This is a genomic window from Streptosporangiales bacterium (genome assembly GCA_009379955.1).
Taxonomy (GTDB): domain Bacteria; phylum Actinomycetota; class Actinomycetes; order Streptosporangiales; family WHST01; genus WHST01.
On the sequence record WHST01000158.1, the window covers coordinates 1 to 13,089 of the forward strand.

General features: G+C 68.7%; 11 protein-coding genes and 1 pseudogene. 4 read left to right on the forward strand and 8 right to left on the reverse strand.

Annotated features, from left to right (window positions below; genetic code table 11):
- Positions 1-295: 295 nt before the first annotated feature.
- Together yidC and GEV10_29460 are read right to left on the reverse strand one after the other, a co-directional pair.
- Positions 296-1,075 (reverse strand): membrane protein insertase YidC, encoded by a 780-nt coding sequence (yidC, locus tag GEV10_29455; protein MQA82540.1) that lies wholly within the window; start codon positions 1,073-1,075, stop codon positions 296-298.
- An 85-nt stretch (positions 1,076-1,160) separates the two neighbouring features.
- Positions 1,161-1,454 (reverse strand): hypothetical protein, encoded by a 294-nt coding sequence (locus tag GEV10_29460; protein MQA82541.1) that lies wholly within the window; start codon positions 1,452-1,454, stop codon positions 1,161-1,163.
- Positions 1,455-1,572: 118 nt separating this feature from the next.
- Between GEV10_29460 and GEV10_29465 the strand changes: the two genes are divergently transcribed.
- The gene (locus GEV10_29465) at positions 1,573-1,971 is read left to right on the forward strand and encodes a hypothetical protein (GenBank protein ID MQA82542.1); all 399 of its coding nucleotides are present in this window, start codon (positions 1,573-1,575) and stop codon (positions 1,969-1,971) included.
- Between the two features lie 33 nt (positions 1,972-2,004).
- Here GEV10_29465 and GEV10_29470 read toward each other — a convergent pair whose 3' ends face one another.
- Positions 2,005-5,562, reverse strand: coding sequence for a tetratricopeptide repeat protein (locus GEV10_29470; protein MQA82543.1), 3,558 nt, complete (start codon positions 5,560-5,562; stop codon positions 2,005-2,007).
- On the opposite strand from GEV10_29470, the gene GEV10_29475 reads away from it, so the two are divergent.
- Positions 5,512-5,808, forward strand: a complete 297-nt coding sequence (locus GEV10_29475) for a hypothetical protein (protein MQA82544.1) — start codon at positions 5,512-5,514, stop codon at positions 5,806-5,808. The two genes, GEV10_29470 and GEV10_29475, sit on opposite strands and share 51 nt — an antisense overlap.
- A gap of 24 nt (positions 5,809-5,832) precedes the next feature.
- On the opposite strand, the gene GEV10_29480 is transcribed toward GEV10_29475, so the two are convergent.
- The 3 genes from GEV10_29480 to GEV10_29490 all read right to left on the reverse strand — a co-directional run bounded on the left by GEV10_29480 (position 5,833) and on the right by GEV10_29490 (position 8,925).
- On the reverse strand, positions 5,833-6,330 hold the full coding sequence (locus GEV10_29480) for a RidA family protein (protein ID MQA82545.1): 498 nt from the start codon (positions 6,328-6,330) through the stop codon (positions 5,833-5,835).
- Positions 6,331-6,427: 97 nt separating this feature from the next.
- On the reverse strand, positions 6,428-6,970 hold the full coding sequence (locus tag GEV10_29485; GenBank protein MQA82546.1) for a hypothetical protein: 543 nt from the start codon (positions 6,968-6,970) through the stop codon (positions 6,428-6,430).
- A gap of 428 nt (positions 6,971-7,398) precedes the next feature.
- Positions 7,399-8,925, reverse strand: coding sequence for a carboxylesterase family protein (locus tag GEV10_29490; protein ID MQA82547.1), 1,527 nt, complete (start codon positions 8,923-8,925; stop codon positions 7,399-7,401).
- Positions 8,926-9,496: 571 nt separating this feature from the next.
- Here GEV10_29490 and GEV10_29495 point away from each other — a divergent pair.
- Together GEV10_29495 and GEV10_29500 are read left to right on the forward strand one after the other, a co-directional pair.
- Positions 9,497-10,075, forward strand: coding sequence for a TetR family transcriptional regulator (locus GEV10_29495; GenBank protein MQA82548.1), 579 nt, complete (start codon positions 9,497-9,499; stop codon positions 10,073-10,075).
- A gap of 623 nt (positions 10,076-10,698) precedes the next feature.
- Positions 10,699-10,952: pseudogene (locus GEV10_29500) on the forward strand (catalase-peroxidase).
- A 68-nt stretch (positions 10,953-11,020) separates the two neighbouring features.
- Here GEV10_29500 and GEV10_29505 read toward each other — a convergent pair.
- Both GEV10_29505 and GEV10_29510 read right to left on the reverse strand, forming a co-directional pair.
- On the reverse strand, positions 11,021-12,013 hold the full coding sequence (locus tag GEV10_29505; protein MQA82549.1) for a LysR family transcriptional regulator: 993 nt from the start codon (positions 12,011-12,013) through the stop codon (positions 11,021-11,023).
- A 463-nt stretch (positions 12,014-12,476) separates the two neighbouring features.
- Positions 12,477-12,986, reverse strand: a complete 510-nt coding sequence (locus GEV10_29510) for an SDR family oxidoreductase (protein MQA82550.1) — start codon at positions 12,984-12,986, stop codon at positions 12,477-12,479.
- Positions 12,987-13,089 lie beyond the last annotated feature (103 nt).

Sequence of the window (13,089 nt, forward strand, 5' to 3'; positions counted from 1 at the left end):
CGCCGAGCATCTCCGCAGCGAACGCCACCAGCCGCGGCCTGACCTGGTCCATCTCCTCCGGGGTCACGGATCAGAACACGACCACATCACGAGCCGGATCAGCGGTAGCGACACACGTAACAAAGTACTACTAGTGTCCTGAGTCAGAAGTACGTGCACCCCTGCCGGCGCCCAGGCGGGCACCTCGCTGCGTTGTCGGCAGAGCCCAAGTACGGCCCAGTACGAGGGCCTACCTCCGCCTTGCGATGCACCCACCTGGACGCCGGCAGCGGCACACAACCTCTGACTCAGGACCCTAGTGTCCCGACCGGTCGACGACGCGGGACAGCAGGCGCTGCTGCCCGAGCATCCAGACGTTGCTGCTCACCCAGTACACGAGCAGGCCGACGGGGAGCGCGGCACCGAAGACGAGGACGGAGAGCGGCAGGACGTACAGGCTGAGGTTCCGCATCATCGTCGCCTGCGGACCCGTCATCGGCTGGGTGGTCACCGCGAGCCGTGCCGTGAGGTGGGTGGCCACGGTGGCGATGAGCACGAGCGGGATGACCACCGGTGCCGCCTGCCACAGCCAGGTCGCCTGCACCAGGCCGGGACCCGTCGACGTGAGGCTGAGCAGGGCGTCGCCGAAGTGGACGTCGAGCAGTGTGGCCGCGAGGTACGACCTGACGTCCGCGAGGGAGAAGACGTAGTTCGCGGCGTCGGGTGACGCGGTGAACGCGCGCAGCACCTGGTTGAGACCGAGGAACGCCGGCACCTGCAGCAGCAACGGGAGGATGCTGCCGAACGGGCTCACGCCCAGCTCGCGCTGCGCCTTCCGCAGCTCCTCGGTCTGCCGGAACCGGTCGTCGGGGTACTTCTTCCTGATCGCCGCGACCCGCGTGGTCAGCTGCCGCATCTTCGGCAGTGCTCGCGCCTGGGCGAGGGCGGGTTTCACCAGGGCGGCGCGCACGGTGAAGACGAGGAACACGATCGCCAGTGCCCAGGCGAGCGCGTTCGCGTCGCCGAGCAGGAAGCCGAAGACGTGGTGCCAGCACCACAGGAGGACGGAGACGGGATAGCCGATGACATCGAGCATGAAAGGGACACCTCGCACGAGAGGACGGTCGGACGGAGCGGGTCAGCCGACCGGCGGTGCCGGCGCGATCGCCGGCACGGTGGAGCTACGCCGGTCGGTGCCCGGCGCCCGGCGCGCGAGGTCGGGGTCGCCCGGGAGCGTCCGGCCTGCTCTGGTGCCTGAAGGAGCCGCGCAGGCAGCGCTCGTCGTCGGCAGGTCCGCCGGCGACGGCGGGTGTGAGCACCGCGATCGCGTCGCGGGCCGCGGCGACGAGGACGAGCGACGACAGCAGGAGGACGGCGAGCGCGACGCTGACGCCGCCTGCGTCGGCGTGCACCTGCGGAGCGACGGCCAGCGCGAACGCGAGCGACAGCACGAGGGCGTACAGCGCTCGCGTCATGTCCTCACCTCACGATGTGGTCGGCACCGCCATGCTACCCGCCGGCTCGCGCTATTCGTTCGCCAGCGAGACGCAATGGGCGAGGTGTCTACTGTCGTGAACGGGAACGGGAGGCATCATGGAGTATCCGGTCGACCTCTTCACGGTGATCGTGCTGATCGCGCTGCCGACGGTGATGTTCGGCGGCTTCTCGCTGCTGCGGCTGCTGCCCACCGGCAAGCTCAGCGGTTTCCAGCTGACGTACTTCAAGGCCGGGCACGCCCACGCCGGGGTGCTCCTGGTGATGGCGCTGGCCGTCCTGAGCGTCGTCTCGGGCGGGGGTCTCGGCAGCGGCCTGCGCTGGCTGGTGTGCCTCCTGCTCACCGTCGGCATCCTCGCGCAGTCCGGCGGGATGTTCGTCCACATGGCCATCGGCCGAGCCGGTAGCTGGTCGCACGGCAACACGCTCACAGTCACCGGCGCCGTCCTGCTCGCCGTGGCTCTGCTCGTGACTGCGTACGGCGTCATCGTCGGATGAGCCCACCGGCACGGCTCGCGCGACGTGAACGCGTCACTCGCCGAGTCGACGGGCCGCCTCGGTCACCTCGGCGGAGCCGATCGCGGTGTAGACGTCGCGGGCCTGCTGCCAGTCCTCGCGTGCCGCGACGGTGTCTCCGGTGGCGTGCCGGGCATCGCCGAGGTAGCAGAGGGAGCGTGCCTCACGGAGGCGGTAGCCGGTCTCGCGGTGCCGGCGCAGCGCCTCGGTGCCGTGCTCGATCGCCTCGTCGAAGCGGCCGAGGCCGACGAGCGCCGCGGTGAGCACGGTGAGCGCGGCGTCCTCGGCGAGCCGCAGCGACCGTTCCCTCGCCGCGGCGAGGGTGTGCGTCGCGACCTCCAGCGCCTTGTCGTGGTTGCCCGCGAACACGTGCGCCCAGCCGAGCACGTCGAGCCACCGGAAGTACAGCGGGTGGTCGGCGATCGGCTCCATCTCCTCGGCGGTCGGGGCGAGCGCCTCGTCCCACTGCGTCGGAGGCCTGCCGCGAACGTCGATCTCGGCCACGACGGCACGGGCCTCGATGGTGTTCTCGCGGTCATCGAGCCGTTCGGCGGCCGCGATCGCCTCGAGAGCGAATGGCCGGGCACGGTCGTGTTCGCCCGCGTCACACAGGGTCCGGGCGAGATCGCACCGCGCGACGGTCGCGCCGCCCCGCAGCCGCGCCTCGTCGTACAGCTCGATGGCACGGACGAGATGGGTGCGGGCGTCGGCGAGGCGTCCGACGCGGCGCAGCGCGTGTCCGATGATGCCGTGGATGCGCGCCCGGCTCTCCGGGTCGGTCGCGTCGTCGTTCGCGAGGAGGGACTCGAGGTCGTCGACGGCCGCGGTCAGCCGGCCGCTCTCCGTCTTCAGCAGCGCCAGGTTCTGGGTGACGGCACTGACGCCCGGGCCGTTTCCGATGCGACGGAACAGCGCGAGGGCTCGCTCGCCTGCCAGCAGCGCGTCGGCATGGCGTGACGCGTTCGCGTCGACGATGCACAGCCGCCGCAGCGCCGACGCCGCGCCGTGGAGCTCCGCCACCTCGGTGAAGAGGCCCGCGGCCCGGATGAGTGCGACGCGCTGCTCCTCGGCGTGGGCAAGGTTGCTTCGCAGCATGCCTGCGGCCAGCGACATCGCCGCCGTGATCAGCGGATCGCCCTCCCGTTCGGCGAGAGAGAGCGCGACGGCGGTCATGCCGGCGTACTCCGATCCGTTCCCGCTGGCGGCGAAGTGCGGGCGCAACGCGTCCGTGAGGTGCCACACCACCAGGTGCGGGCCGTGCTCGGCACAGTGGGCGACGGTTGCCGAGAGGTTCGCCAGCTCGACGTCGATCCACTCGACGCCGGTACGCGCGACGAGAGCGTCGTCCGGCTGCGGGCGCGGCAACCGGTAGTGGGCCGCGGTCTGTGGGAGCAGGGCGGCGTCGGTCTTGCGGACGTACCAGTCGAAGAGTTGCTGCCTCGCCCCGGCGGCGGCCGCCCGGCCGTCCTCGTCGAGGACCCGCTGCGACGCGTAGTCGCGGACGAGGTCGTGCAGCCGGTACCTGTCGACCGCCTGCTGCTGGAGGAGGCTGGCGGCGACGAGGGTGTCGAGCGGGCGACGCACGTCGGTCCCGCCCGTCAGGGCGGCGGCCGCCTCGGTGGTGAAGTCCGCGCCCGGGATCAGGCCGAGCTGCCGGAAGAGACGGCGGGCGTCCGGGTCGAGCGCGGTGTAGGAGAGGTGGAACGCGGCCTGCACTGCACTCCGGTCGTCACCCGCCCACAGCCGCAGGAGCCGGCCACCCTTGTCGAGCTCGGTCGCGTAATCGGCGACCCGCTCGTGGGGACGCAGGGCGAGGTTCGCTCCGGCCACCCGCAGGGCCAGTGGGAGGCGGCCGCAGGACTCGGCGATCCGCGCCAGGGCCTCGGGTTCGGCTGACACCCGGGCGGCGTCGACCCGGTCGGCGAGGAGGGCCGTCGCCTCCTGTTCGGTGAGGACGTCGAGCGGGAACGGCTTCGCGCCGTCGAGTGCCACGAGAGGGCGGAGCTGGTTGCGACTCGTCACGATGACGCCGCATCCCGGCTCGCCGGGCAGCAGTGGGCGTACCTGCTCGGGTGTCGCGGCGTTGTCCAACACCACGAGCACGCGCCTGCCCGCGAGTCGCGAGCGGAACATCGCGGCCTGCTCGTCCACGTCGGCCGGGACCTGTTCGGCCGGCACGCCGAGCGTGCGGAGGAACCTCGGCAGCACGTCGGCGGGGCGCAGGGCCTGCTCGGCGGAGAAGCCGCGGAGGTCGACGAACAGCTGCCCGTCGGGGAACCGGTCGACGAGCAGGTGTCCGATGTGCACGGCGAGCGCCGACTTGCCCACGCCCGGCGGACCGTGCAGGTGCACCGTCGGCGCCTCGGCGTCCGCGCCGAACCACGACAGCAGCCGGTCGACCGAGGTCTGGCGGCCGACGAACCCGGCGGGCGCGGCGGGCAACTGCCTCGGCGACACCACCGGTGGGGTGACGACCGGTGTCTCCGTGCCCTGGGCGGGTGCCTCGGCGGTCGCGAGCGTGCCGGTGAGGACGGACTGGTGGAGCTCCTGCAACTCGGCTCCTGGGTCGATGCCGAGCTCCCCGGCGAGGTGTGCCGCCACCTCCCGGTACGCCGCCAGGGCCTCCGCGCGTCGCCCGGACGCATAGAGCGCGCGGATCAACAGGCCCCACAGCCGCTCGCGCAGGGGATGCTCGGCGACGATCCGGCGCAGCTCGACGGCGGTGTCGCGGGACCTGCCCAGTGCCAGCTCGAGCTCGTAGCGCCGCTCCGTCACCGCGAGCCGGCGCTGGGTGAGCGGCTGCACGACCTCGCTGTGCAGCGACTCGGACGAGACGTCGGTCAGCGGCTCGCCACGCCACAGTCCCAGGGCCTCATGCAGCAGGTCGCTCGCGAACGACAGCTCGCCGCGACGCTCTGCCTCGTCCGCCCGCTCGGTCAACGACTCGAAGTCGGCCAGGTCGAGCTCACCCGGCCCGACCTTGATCCGGTAGCCGTGGTCGGCGCCGGGGATGCGGTCGCGGCCGAGAGCTCCGCGCAGGCGGTGGACGTAGACGATGAGCGTCTGCCTGGCGGACGGGATCGGGTCGTCGCCCCACAGGTGGTCGATCAACCTCTCGGTCGTGAGCCACCGGTTCGCGTCGAGCAGCAGTGCCGCGAGCAGGCCGCGTTCCTTCGCCGCAGGGATCGGCACGTCACGCCCGTCGCGGACCACCCGCAACGGTCCGAGCACCGAGAAGTACACGCTCACCGGGACAGTCTCCCAGCCCGTGTCACCACGGACGTCCGATAGCGTCCCCCTGGGCCCCGGAAGGAGTTCTCGATGACGCAGGTCCATGGTGGCGGGGGAACGCTCGGCACGCCGGTGCCCGTGGAGGACGCGCAGCGTCCACGGAGCGAACCGGTCAGGTTGCCACCGCAACCATGGCCACCCAGGGCCGGCGTGCTGATCGTGCAGGCGACATACCACTGGCTCGCCATGTTCATGATCGTGCCGCCGTCGCTGACGCTGAACGGGCATCCGGTGGGGGCGCGCTGGGGCCAGAACGCCTACCTGCTCCCGCCGGGCGACCATCACGTCGAGCTGTCGATCCGAGGGCTGTTCAGGGTCGGCACCGCGGCGGCGGTCGTGCCCGTACGGTCGGGGCAGCAGACGGTGGTGCACTATGCCACGCCGATGACCGCGTTCTCCCCCGGGGCGATGGGACCGACGCCGCAGCGGTCCCGTGGCGTCGCGGGCTACCTGGCGTTGCTCGGCATCCCGCTGGGTGCCGTGCTCGTCTTGCTGGTGATCCTCGTCGTCGCGGCCGTCGTCTCGTAGCGGGACGGCCGCGGCTGCCGGGGCTCAGTCGACCGTCTCGATGGTGAGCCAGTTCTCGAAGCAGTGGTTGTGCGCAAGTACGGACACGCCGATCGTCGCCCGCCCACCGAGTCCGGCCTCGGGTCCGAAGACGTCCCTGAGGAGGTCGGACGAGCCGCTCGAGACGAGGTTGACGTCGACGAAGCCCGGCGCCACCACGACGAAGTTGAGCGAGTTCACCAGCGCCTTCACCCGGTCCAGCGAGCCGAGCGCCAGGCGGATCGTCGCCAGGCAGTTCACCGCCGTGATCCGCGCCGCCTCGTACCCCTGGTCGACCGTGACCTCGGCGCCGAGCCTGCCGGCGTGGATCGGAGCGCCCTCGCGGCCGGGGACGTCGGGAACGTGGCCGGAGAGGAACAGCAGGGCGCCGACCCGGTGGAACGCCTTCATCGATCCGTAGTCGAGCCCGTGGTACGAGCCGTCGGTGTAGTCGGGGATGTCCAGTCCGAGTTCGGCGGCGCGGGCTTCGGCGGTCACGGTCATCGGCTCCTCCAAGGAACGTTGTCAGAGCCTCAGCGTGCTACAGCCCGCTGAGGCTCTGACAAGCCCTCATCCAGTCCGCGAGACGCGGAACGGTGGCTCAGCCGCAGTGCTTCTTGCGCCAGACGCCGTAGTAGTAGTTCTGGTTGATCGTGATCGACGCGCCGAAGTCGATGCAGCGACCCTTGGCCGGGAAGCTGATCGGTCCCGCGTACGTGGTGAAGGCGCCGCAGTCGAAGTGGTCGAAGCCACCTACGTAGAGGCACTTGCCGTACGGGTCGAGCTGCTGTGTCGACACGCCGCCGCCGATGGCGGTCTCGGTGTGCTTGGTGCCCTGGAACCGGGGAGCCTTGTAGAAGTACAGGCAGTTCTTCCCCGTCGAGGAGTTGTAGTAGACGTAGACGGTGCCGAGCAGCGTGCCGCCCTTCGTCGACATCGTGTGCTTGCCGCCGGAGACCAGGCGGCCGCTGCAGATCGCCTGTACGCCCACGTCGGCCTTCGTCGTGGCCCGGTCGGCCACCACCGTGTTCGCCCCCGGTCGCTCGGTCGGCGCGGCGGACGCCGCGGTCGCGGTGCCGACGACCATCGAGGTCGCGGCGAGCAGGGCGGCGGCGCCTGCGGCGAGCTTCATTCGAACACCCATCTGGCGTTCCTCTCCGTATCCTTCGTCGTCCGGTGTGGTCGACCGATGTCAGCCAAGCAGGAGTCCGCTAACCCGCCGCTAACCCGCCGGCAAGCACCGCGCGTAATACAGTCAGATCCATGCGAGGGCGGTGCTGCTGAGCAGGCTCAGCGCGGACGAGCTGCTGCGGTCGGTCCTCGACGACGGGACGTTCCGGCGGTGGGACGACTCGGAGCACGCCGCGCCGCTGGTCACGGGTGAGTACGCGGCCGAGCTGGCGGAGGCGCGACGGCTGGCCGGACTCGACGAGGCTGTCGTCACCGGTGAGGGTCTGCGGCGCGTCGGCGCGTCGGCGCGTCGGCGGTGTCGGTTGCGCAGTGTTTGCTCGGGCATGGAACAAGGGTCGGAAGGCGTGGCGTCCGAACCCCGCCGTCTCGGATCAGTTCTGCTCACATGCCAGCCCAGAAGCGGCAGCGATGCTCGGTGGCGTATGTCGTGGGCCGGATTCCGTCCGTCGACAGTCCAATCACGGTGTTGGCGGTACCGAACGCCGGCCATGTCGGAACACCGTGACGGTTCGGATCGCCGGCGTGGGCGAACGCGGACCAGTAGTCGATCATCGTGGCGCTGAGCCGCCGTTGCTTCGGAGCGAGCGGAGGGAACTGACTGTTCGGGATCGAGACGTCGAACAGGAACGGCAGATCCCAACTGTGGTAGGCGCCATAATCCACCCCATCGATGGGTGAGGCTTCCTCACGAAGCTCGTAGGCATAGGTGGGAACGTGCCGGCGTGCCGCGCGGGCGGTGGTCAGGGTAGGACACGCATAGTTCCGGTCAGTGATGACGGTTGACAGTGCGAGCGCTGGGCTGTCGAACTCGGCTGCCGGGTACTCCGCCAGAACCGGGTCGGCGTCCGCGCCGAGCAGGTCACGCAGGATGTTCACGTACCGGTCCTCAGGCAGGTCAGGGAACCTGCCCAGAACGGGTCCACGCGCCTCGTGACGTGTGCTCCCGAGCAGCAACGGGACGTCCGTGGTGAGGCCGTGGCGAAGAGCGGTGGCCGGCTGCAATGGGAGGTACGGCGTTCCGGCGACCGGGCCCCAGGCGGCGTTGCGGCGATCGCCGAGGGGGTTACCGACATCGCCGAGTACATTCAGGAGGTGGGTGGTGACGGGGACCTCGCGCAGGCAGGCCGCGATGTCGCGGTTGGTGCCGGCGTCTGCGCACCCGATCTCCTCCAGGGCCTGGGTGCCCTTGGCGTCAGCGGCCGGCTTCGTCATCACCTCGGTCGCGCAGGCACCGCTCTGTGTGATCGCGCGGTGGAACAGGCCCCGTGATCCCGGGGAGGCGAGATGGGTGCACACGCTGCGCGCCCCCGAGGACTGACCGGCCAGGGTGACCCGCTCCGGATCGCCGCTGAAGCGGGCGATGTTGCGCTGGACCCAGCGCAGTGCCTCGGCCTGGTCGAGCAACCCGTAGTTGCCAGAGAAGGTGCCTTCGGCGTCGAGCGCGGGGCTGGAGAGGAAGCCGAGTGCTCCGAGGCGGTAGTTGACCGTCACGACGACGACGTCGCCGCCCACGGCGAGTCGAGCGCCGTCGTACTCGGCGGATGCACCGGAGGTCAGTTCACCGCCGTGCAGCCACACGACCACTGGACGCAGGCCATGACGGTGCGCCCGCGGCCGGACGACATCGACGGTGAGGCAGTCCTCGCGGCCTGCGATCGGGTTGGACTCGTCGTAGGTCGCCTGTGGGCATGAGGTGGCCGGCTCAGTCGCGTCGCGGACGCCTCGCCACGGCGCAGGAGGCGCCGGCGGTCGCCAGCGGCGCTCGTCGACCGGTGGTGCGGCGTACGGGATACCAGAGAATGTCGTGTGGTTGCCGTCGATCTCACCGCGCACCCACCCCGCGTCGACGCGAACGAGAGCTTTGTCGTGCGCTGCGGCTTGCGGCACCGGGGCACCGACAACGGTCACGGCCACGACGGCGAACGCGGCCGCCAACATGCGGAGAGGGGATCGTAAGGACATGCCGACAACCCTCACCGGGACCAGCCAAGGACGCGTCCGTTCGAGGACGTAAGGGTCCCTACGCAATCTGACGTACCCGCACATGCCCGGCCTTCGAACCCATCGGTCCTCCCTGATCGTGGTCGACCGATACGAGTACTGCTATTCATCGCGCCGGCCAGGACACGGGCCGGCGTGATCCTTCGCAATTCCAAGAGGGGACCCTCTCTGCGGTCGGAGCGATGCGGCGTAGCGCCAGGGGACGAACTGGGCCGCGCGTTCCACGCGAGACCACTGTATCAGTTGATACAAGACCGAGGTGAGACGATCCGCGACAGCCATAACCGAACGCGTCTGGGCGCCGCTCAGGTGGGCCTCCAGTCGAAGCGCGGGTTGGAACCGGAGTCCGACGGCACCCGGCTGGTCCTCACCCTGGAGTGGTCCGGTCCGTTGGCGTGGCTCGCTCGGCTACTCTTCGGATCCAAGTCGAGGAAAATGATCCAGCAGGAGGCAGACATCTTCGTGCGATTGGCTGAGGATGCCGAACGACGCGACTGAACGTCCTCGCGAAGTGATGCTCGGCAAGGTCGTGGAGTGGTTCACGGTCAACGGGGTGCTGGACACGAGCATGCGGACCCTCGCGGCGGGCGTCGGAACCAGCAACCGGATGCTCAACTACCATTTCGGCTCCCGCGCGCAGCTGCTCGCAGCGGTGATCGAGCGGGTCTGTGAGGCCGAGCGAGACTCGCTGAACCTGTTCGTGAGCAAGATCGTCGATCCCGTCGAGGCGGGTCGGGAGTATTGGATCCACGTCGCGGACACGGCTCAGGTGTTTGCTCCACTGTTCTACGAGCTGTCGGCCCATGCGATGTACGGCAAGGACTACGCCGAGGACCTGCGACAGGTGCTGACCGACGCCTGGCTGTCCGGGTTCACCGAGGGATTCGCGCGCGTCACGTCACCTGAGTACGCCGAGCAGATGGCCCGGTTGTGCCTCGCGGTCGGTCGCGGCGTGCTCTTCGAGATGGCTTTGACAGGAGACCGCGCGGCCGCCGACGCCGCGATCAACGAGTTCACCGCGATGGTCCGTCAATCTCTCAAGACACGCAGGCGCTGATGACTGACGCGGTAGATCGTCCAGTCCGAGAGTGCAGGAACGCTGTCCAGGATCGGTTCGGCAACAAATCGGTAGACCTGCGGAGTTAGCTCAGCCGGTATCGATAGCAATCAGTGCGGCCGGCTGATGCCATCGATGATCCTGGCCCATTTGTCACGGCCCGCTGCCATCCTCGATTCACCCGACGGCAGTGCCCCTGTACCGCTTGCGGGAGAGTGAGGTCGATCCTGGCTTCCTCACTCGCGAGGACGATCTGATCGGTGGTCGCACCCATCATGAGCGCGGTGTTCAGCTGCCCCGGGTGCCCGCATCGACTTCTTCACCGGGATTCCCACCCGCTGTGAGGAGGTCGCCAACGGCTGCTGCCGACGCGAGCAACTCCCGTAGGGCCCGCCGCGCCGTGACCCCGGCGGACCCGAGCAGCGCGGTGGCGTGCATCAGCGACGACGGGACTGCTGCACGGATAGGTGACACCTGATCTGTGGTGCCTACGGGCGCCGCTGGAAGGATGTGCACCGTGCCCAGACCCATCCCAAGGAGTTCCGCGAGGACGTCGTGGCCGTGGCGCCGCGGAGTTCCAGACCCTCGACCTCGACGCACTGGCGAGGGAGGTCGACGGGGTAATGACGACCTCGCAGGACTGGTGGCCGGCCGACTTCGGCCACTACGGGCCGCTCTTCATCCGGATGGCGTGGCACAGCGCCGGCACGTACCGTACCGACGACGGCCGCGGGGCGCCGGCGCCGGCATGCAGCGCTTCGCGCCGTTGAACAGCTGGCCCGACAACGCGAGCCTCGACAAGGCGCGCAGGCTGCTCTGGCCGGTGAAGAAGAAGTACGGCCGCAAGATCTCGTGGGCCGACCTGAGTCTCAAGGCAAGACCCCAAGAGGGTCCTGGCGCGAGGTGTCGGGCAGCATGCCCGATGGCGAGTGTCGGTCGGACGATCTACGTGGAGGTGGCGATGACGAGAAGCTCTCTGGCGGGGTGGCTGAGTACTGAGCCGGCCCGGTAGACGGCTCTGAGGGTGCGGTGCATTCGGAGGCCGGGAACGTTCATTACCCAGATCGCACCGGATGCCACGAGTTCCTCGATGGCCAATGTGCTCAGGATCCCGACTCCGGCGCCTTGGACGACGGCCGATCTGATCGCGGATGTCGATCCGAGTTCGAGGACACCAGGAGGCAGTGAGACGCCGTGGTGGTCTAAGGCCAGCTCGAGGGTGTCCCTGGTGCCGGATCCGAGCTCCCGGGTGATCAATCGTGATTCAAGGAGCTGGTCGATGCAGACTCGTGGTCGTCCGTACAGCTGGTGAGCAGCGCCGACGACGACCTTTAGTTCGTCTGTGGCGACGGGGACCTCGACTAGGTCATCGGGGGTGTCGGGTCCTTCGATGAAGCCTAAGTCGATGGTGCTGCGTTCGAGCTCTCGGGCTACCGCGGCAGAGTTGCACATCTTCAGCGAGATGCTGAGGTCGGGCTGGACATCTCGTAGTCGCGTGATCCAGCCGGGCAGCAGAAACTCGGCGACGACGCAGCTTGCGGCGAGGCTCAGCTTTCCCTGTGCGGTCAGCCGTAGTAGCTCGACGGAAGAGCGAAACTTGTCGGCCGCATCGAGGAGTACCTCTGCCTCGGCCACGACGCGACGGCCCTCTGCCGTCAGCACGCACCCGCGGAACGTACGCTCTACCAAGGGGATGCCTGTCCGGCGCTCAAGTTGGCGCAACCGCTGGCTGGCGGATGGTTGCGCGATTCCGAGCTGCTTGCCGGCTCTGCCAATGCTGCCGCAGTGAGCGATGACGCACAGCAGTCTCAACGACGTGAGATCCGGCAACTCAGCGGAGCTGGTGAGCCAGTCAGGTTCGAAGGTAGGTACCTCTGGTGCGCCGCCATGGGCGAAGTCGGCGGTCTCGGCCTGCCTCGACGTGCTCATGTTCGTCATGGGCCCTCCAGAGAGACGAGATGGTGGCGTTCGAAGCCCGTGTCGAACCAGTCATGTCGACCTAGTCGCTGGAACCAGGGCGTCGTCCTGGATAGGCGGCGGTGTGGGGAGGTCAGTGCGGCAGCCTCATCGAGGGAATGGATCACGAGATGGGTGGGTCCTGCGGCAGGACAGCGGGACACACGGGATAGGCAATAGCCGCGCCACGTCTCTTCACGCAGGAGCATGGGTCCGTGCTCATACACGTACCACGCCTCGAACTCGGTCCAATGGCACTGGGGAACCCGGAACACCACAACGAAGAGATCGTGTACGTCCAGTGTCCAGTGGTCGGTGCGCTCGAGCAGGCAAGACCGCACGGATAGACCCTCGACCGCAAGTTCCAATGACTCCCGGTCGAGGCGGACCACGGTCGTGTCGGCACCGTGGTCCGTGCATCGGAACATCATCGGAAGGTGACGTCTCATGAGGAGGCGAGCAGCCCTCCATCCACAGGGAGCACCACACCGGAGATGGCAGACGCCTCGTTCGAGACCAAGAACTGCACTGCCATCGCCACATCGTGGGCAGTGATCATTCGTTGGATCGGTTGTCTGGCAAACCAGGCGGCTCGATACTTCTTGTCGTCGATCCTCGGTCGCGTCAGCGGCGACTCCACGAGGCCGGGCGCGACGGTGTTGACCCGGATATGTCGCGACGCAAGTTCGACAGCGAGCGCCTTGGTGAGTCCCACAACTCCTGCCTTGCTCGCTGAGTAGGCCGCACTGCTGTGCAGTCGCGGGCCGACCATTGCGTGGACAGAGGAGATGGTTACGATGCTCGCGCCGTCGGCCAGATGCGGCGAGGCCTCCTTGCACCAGATGTAGGCGGCGTCCAAGTTGATGCTGACCATATCCGTCCACCACGCGTAGTCGCCGTCCTCCAACTTCCTGGTCTCCGAGCAATTGTCAATACCTGTGGATAGGTGTGTCATGCAGCTTGCTGCTGACTCGGTTGGTCGTCGGGGCGTTCGACGAGTTTGCCTTTCTTGAAGGTCGCTCCTGTTCGGACGAGGGCGACGAGGTGGGGTGCGTTGA

Excerpts from the sequence above, each read along its gene's own strand:
- yidC (MQA82540.1), bottom strand. The coding sequence starts at position 1,075 with ATGCTCGATGTCATCGGCTATCCCGTCTCCGTCCTCCTGTGGTGCTGG.
- GEV10_29460 (MQA82541.1), bottom strand. The coding sequence starts at position 1,454 with ATGACGCGAGCGCTGTACGCCCTCGTGCTGTCGCTCGCGTTCGCGCTG.
- GEV10_29465 (MQA82542.1), top strand. The coding sequence starts at position 1,573 with ATGGAGTATCCGGTCGACCTCTTCACGGTGATCGTGCTGATCGCGCTG.
- GEV10_29470 (MQA82543.1), bottom strand. The coding sequence starts at position 5,562 with ATGGTCGCCCGGCGGGAGCAGGTAGGCGTTCTGGCCCCAGCGCGCCCC.
- GEV10_29480 (MQA82545.1), bottom strand. The coding sequence starts at position 6,330 with ATGACCGTGACCGCCGAAGCCCGCGCCGCCGAACTCGGACTGGACATC.
- GEV10_29485 (MQA82546.1), bottom strand. The coding sequence starts at position 6,970 with ATGGGTGTTCGAATGAAGCTCGCCGCAGGCGCCGCCGCCCTGCTCGCC.
- GEV10_29495 (MQA82548.1), top strand. The coding sequence starts at position 9,497 with ATGCCGAACGACGCGACTGAACGTCCTCGCGAAGTGATGCTCGGCAAG.
- GEV10_29505 (MQA82549.1), bottom strand. The coding sequence starts at position 12,013 with ATGACGAACATGAGCACGTCGAGGCAGGCCGAGACCGCCGACTTCGCC.
- GEV10_29510 (MQA82550.1), bottom strand. The coding sequence starts at position 12,986 with ATGACACACCTATCCACAGGTATTGACAATTGCTCGGAGACCAGGAAG.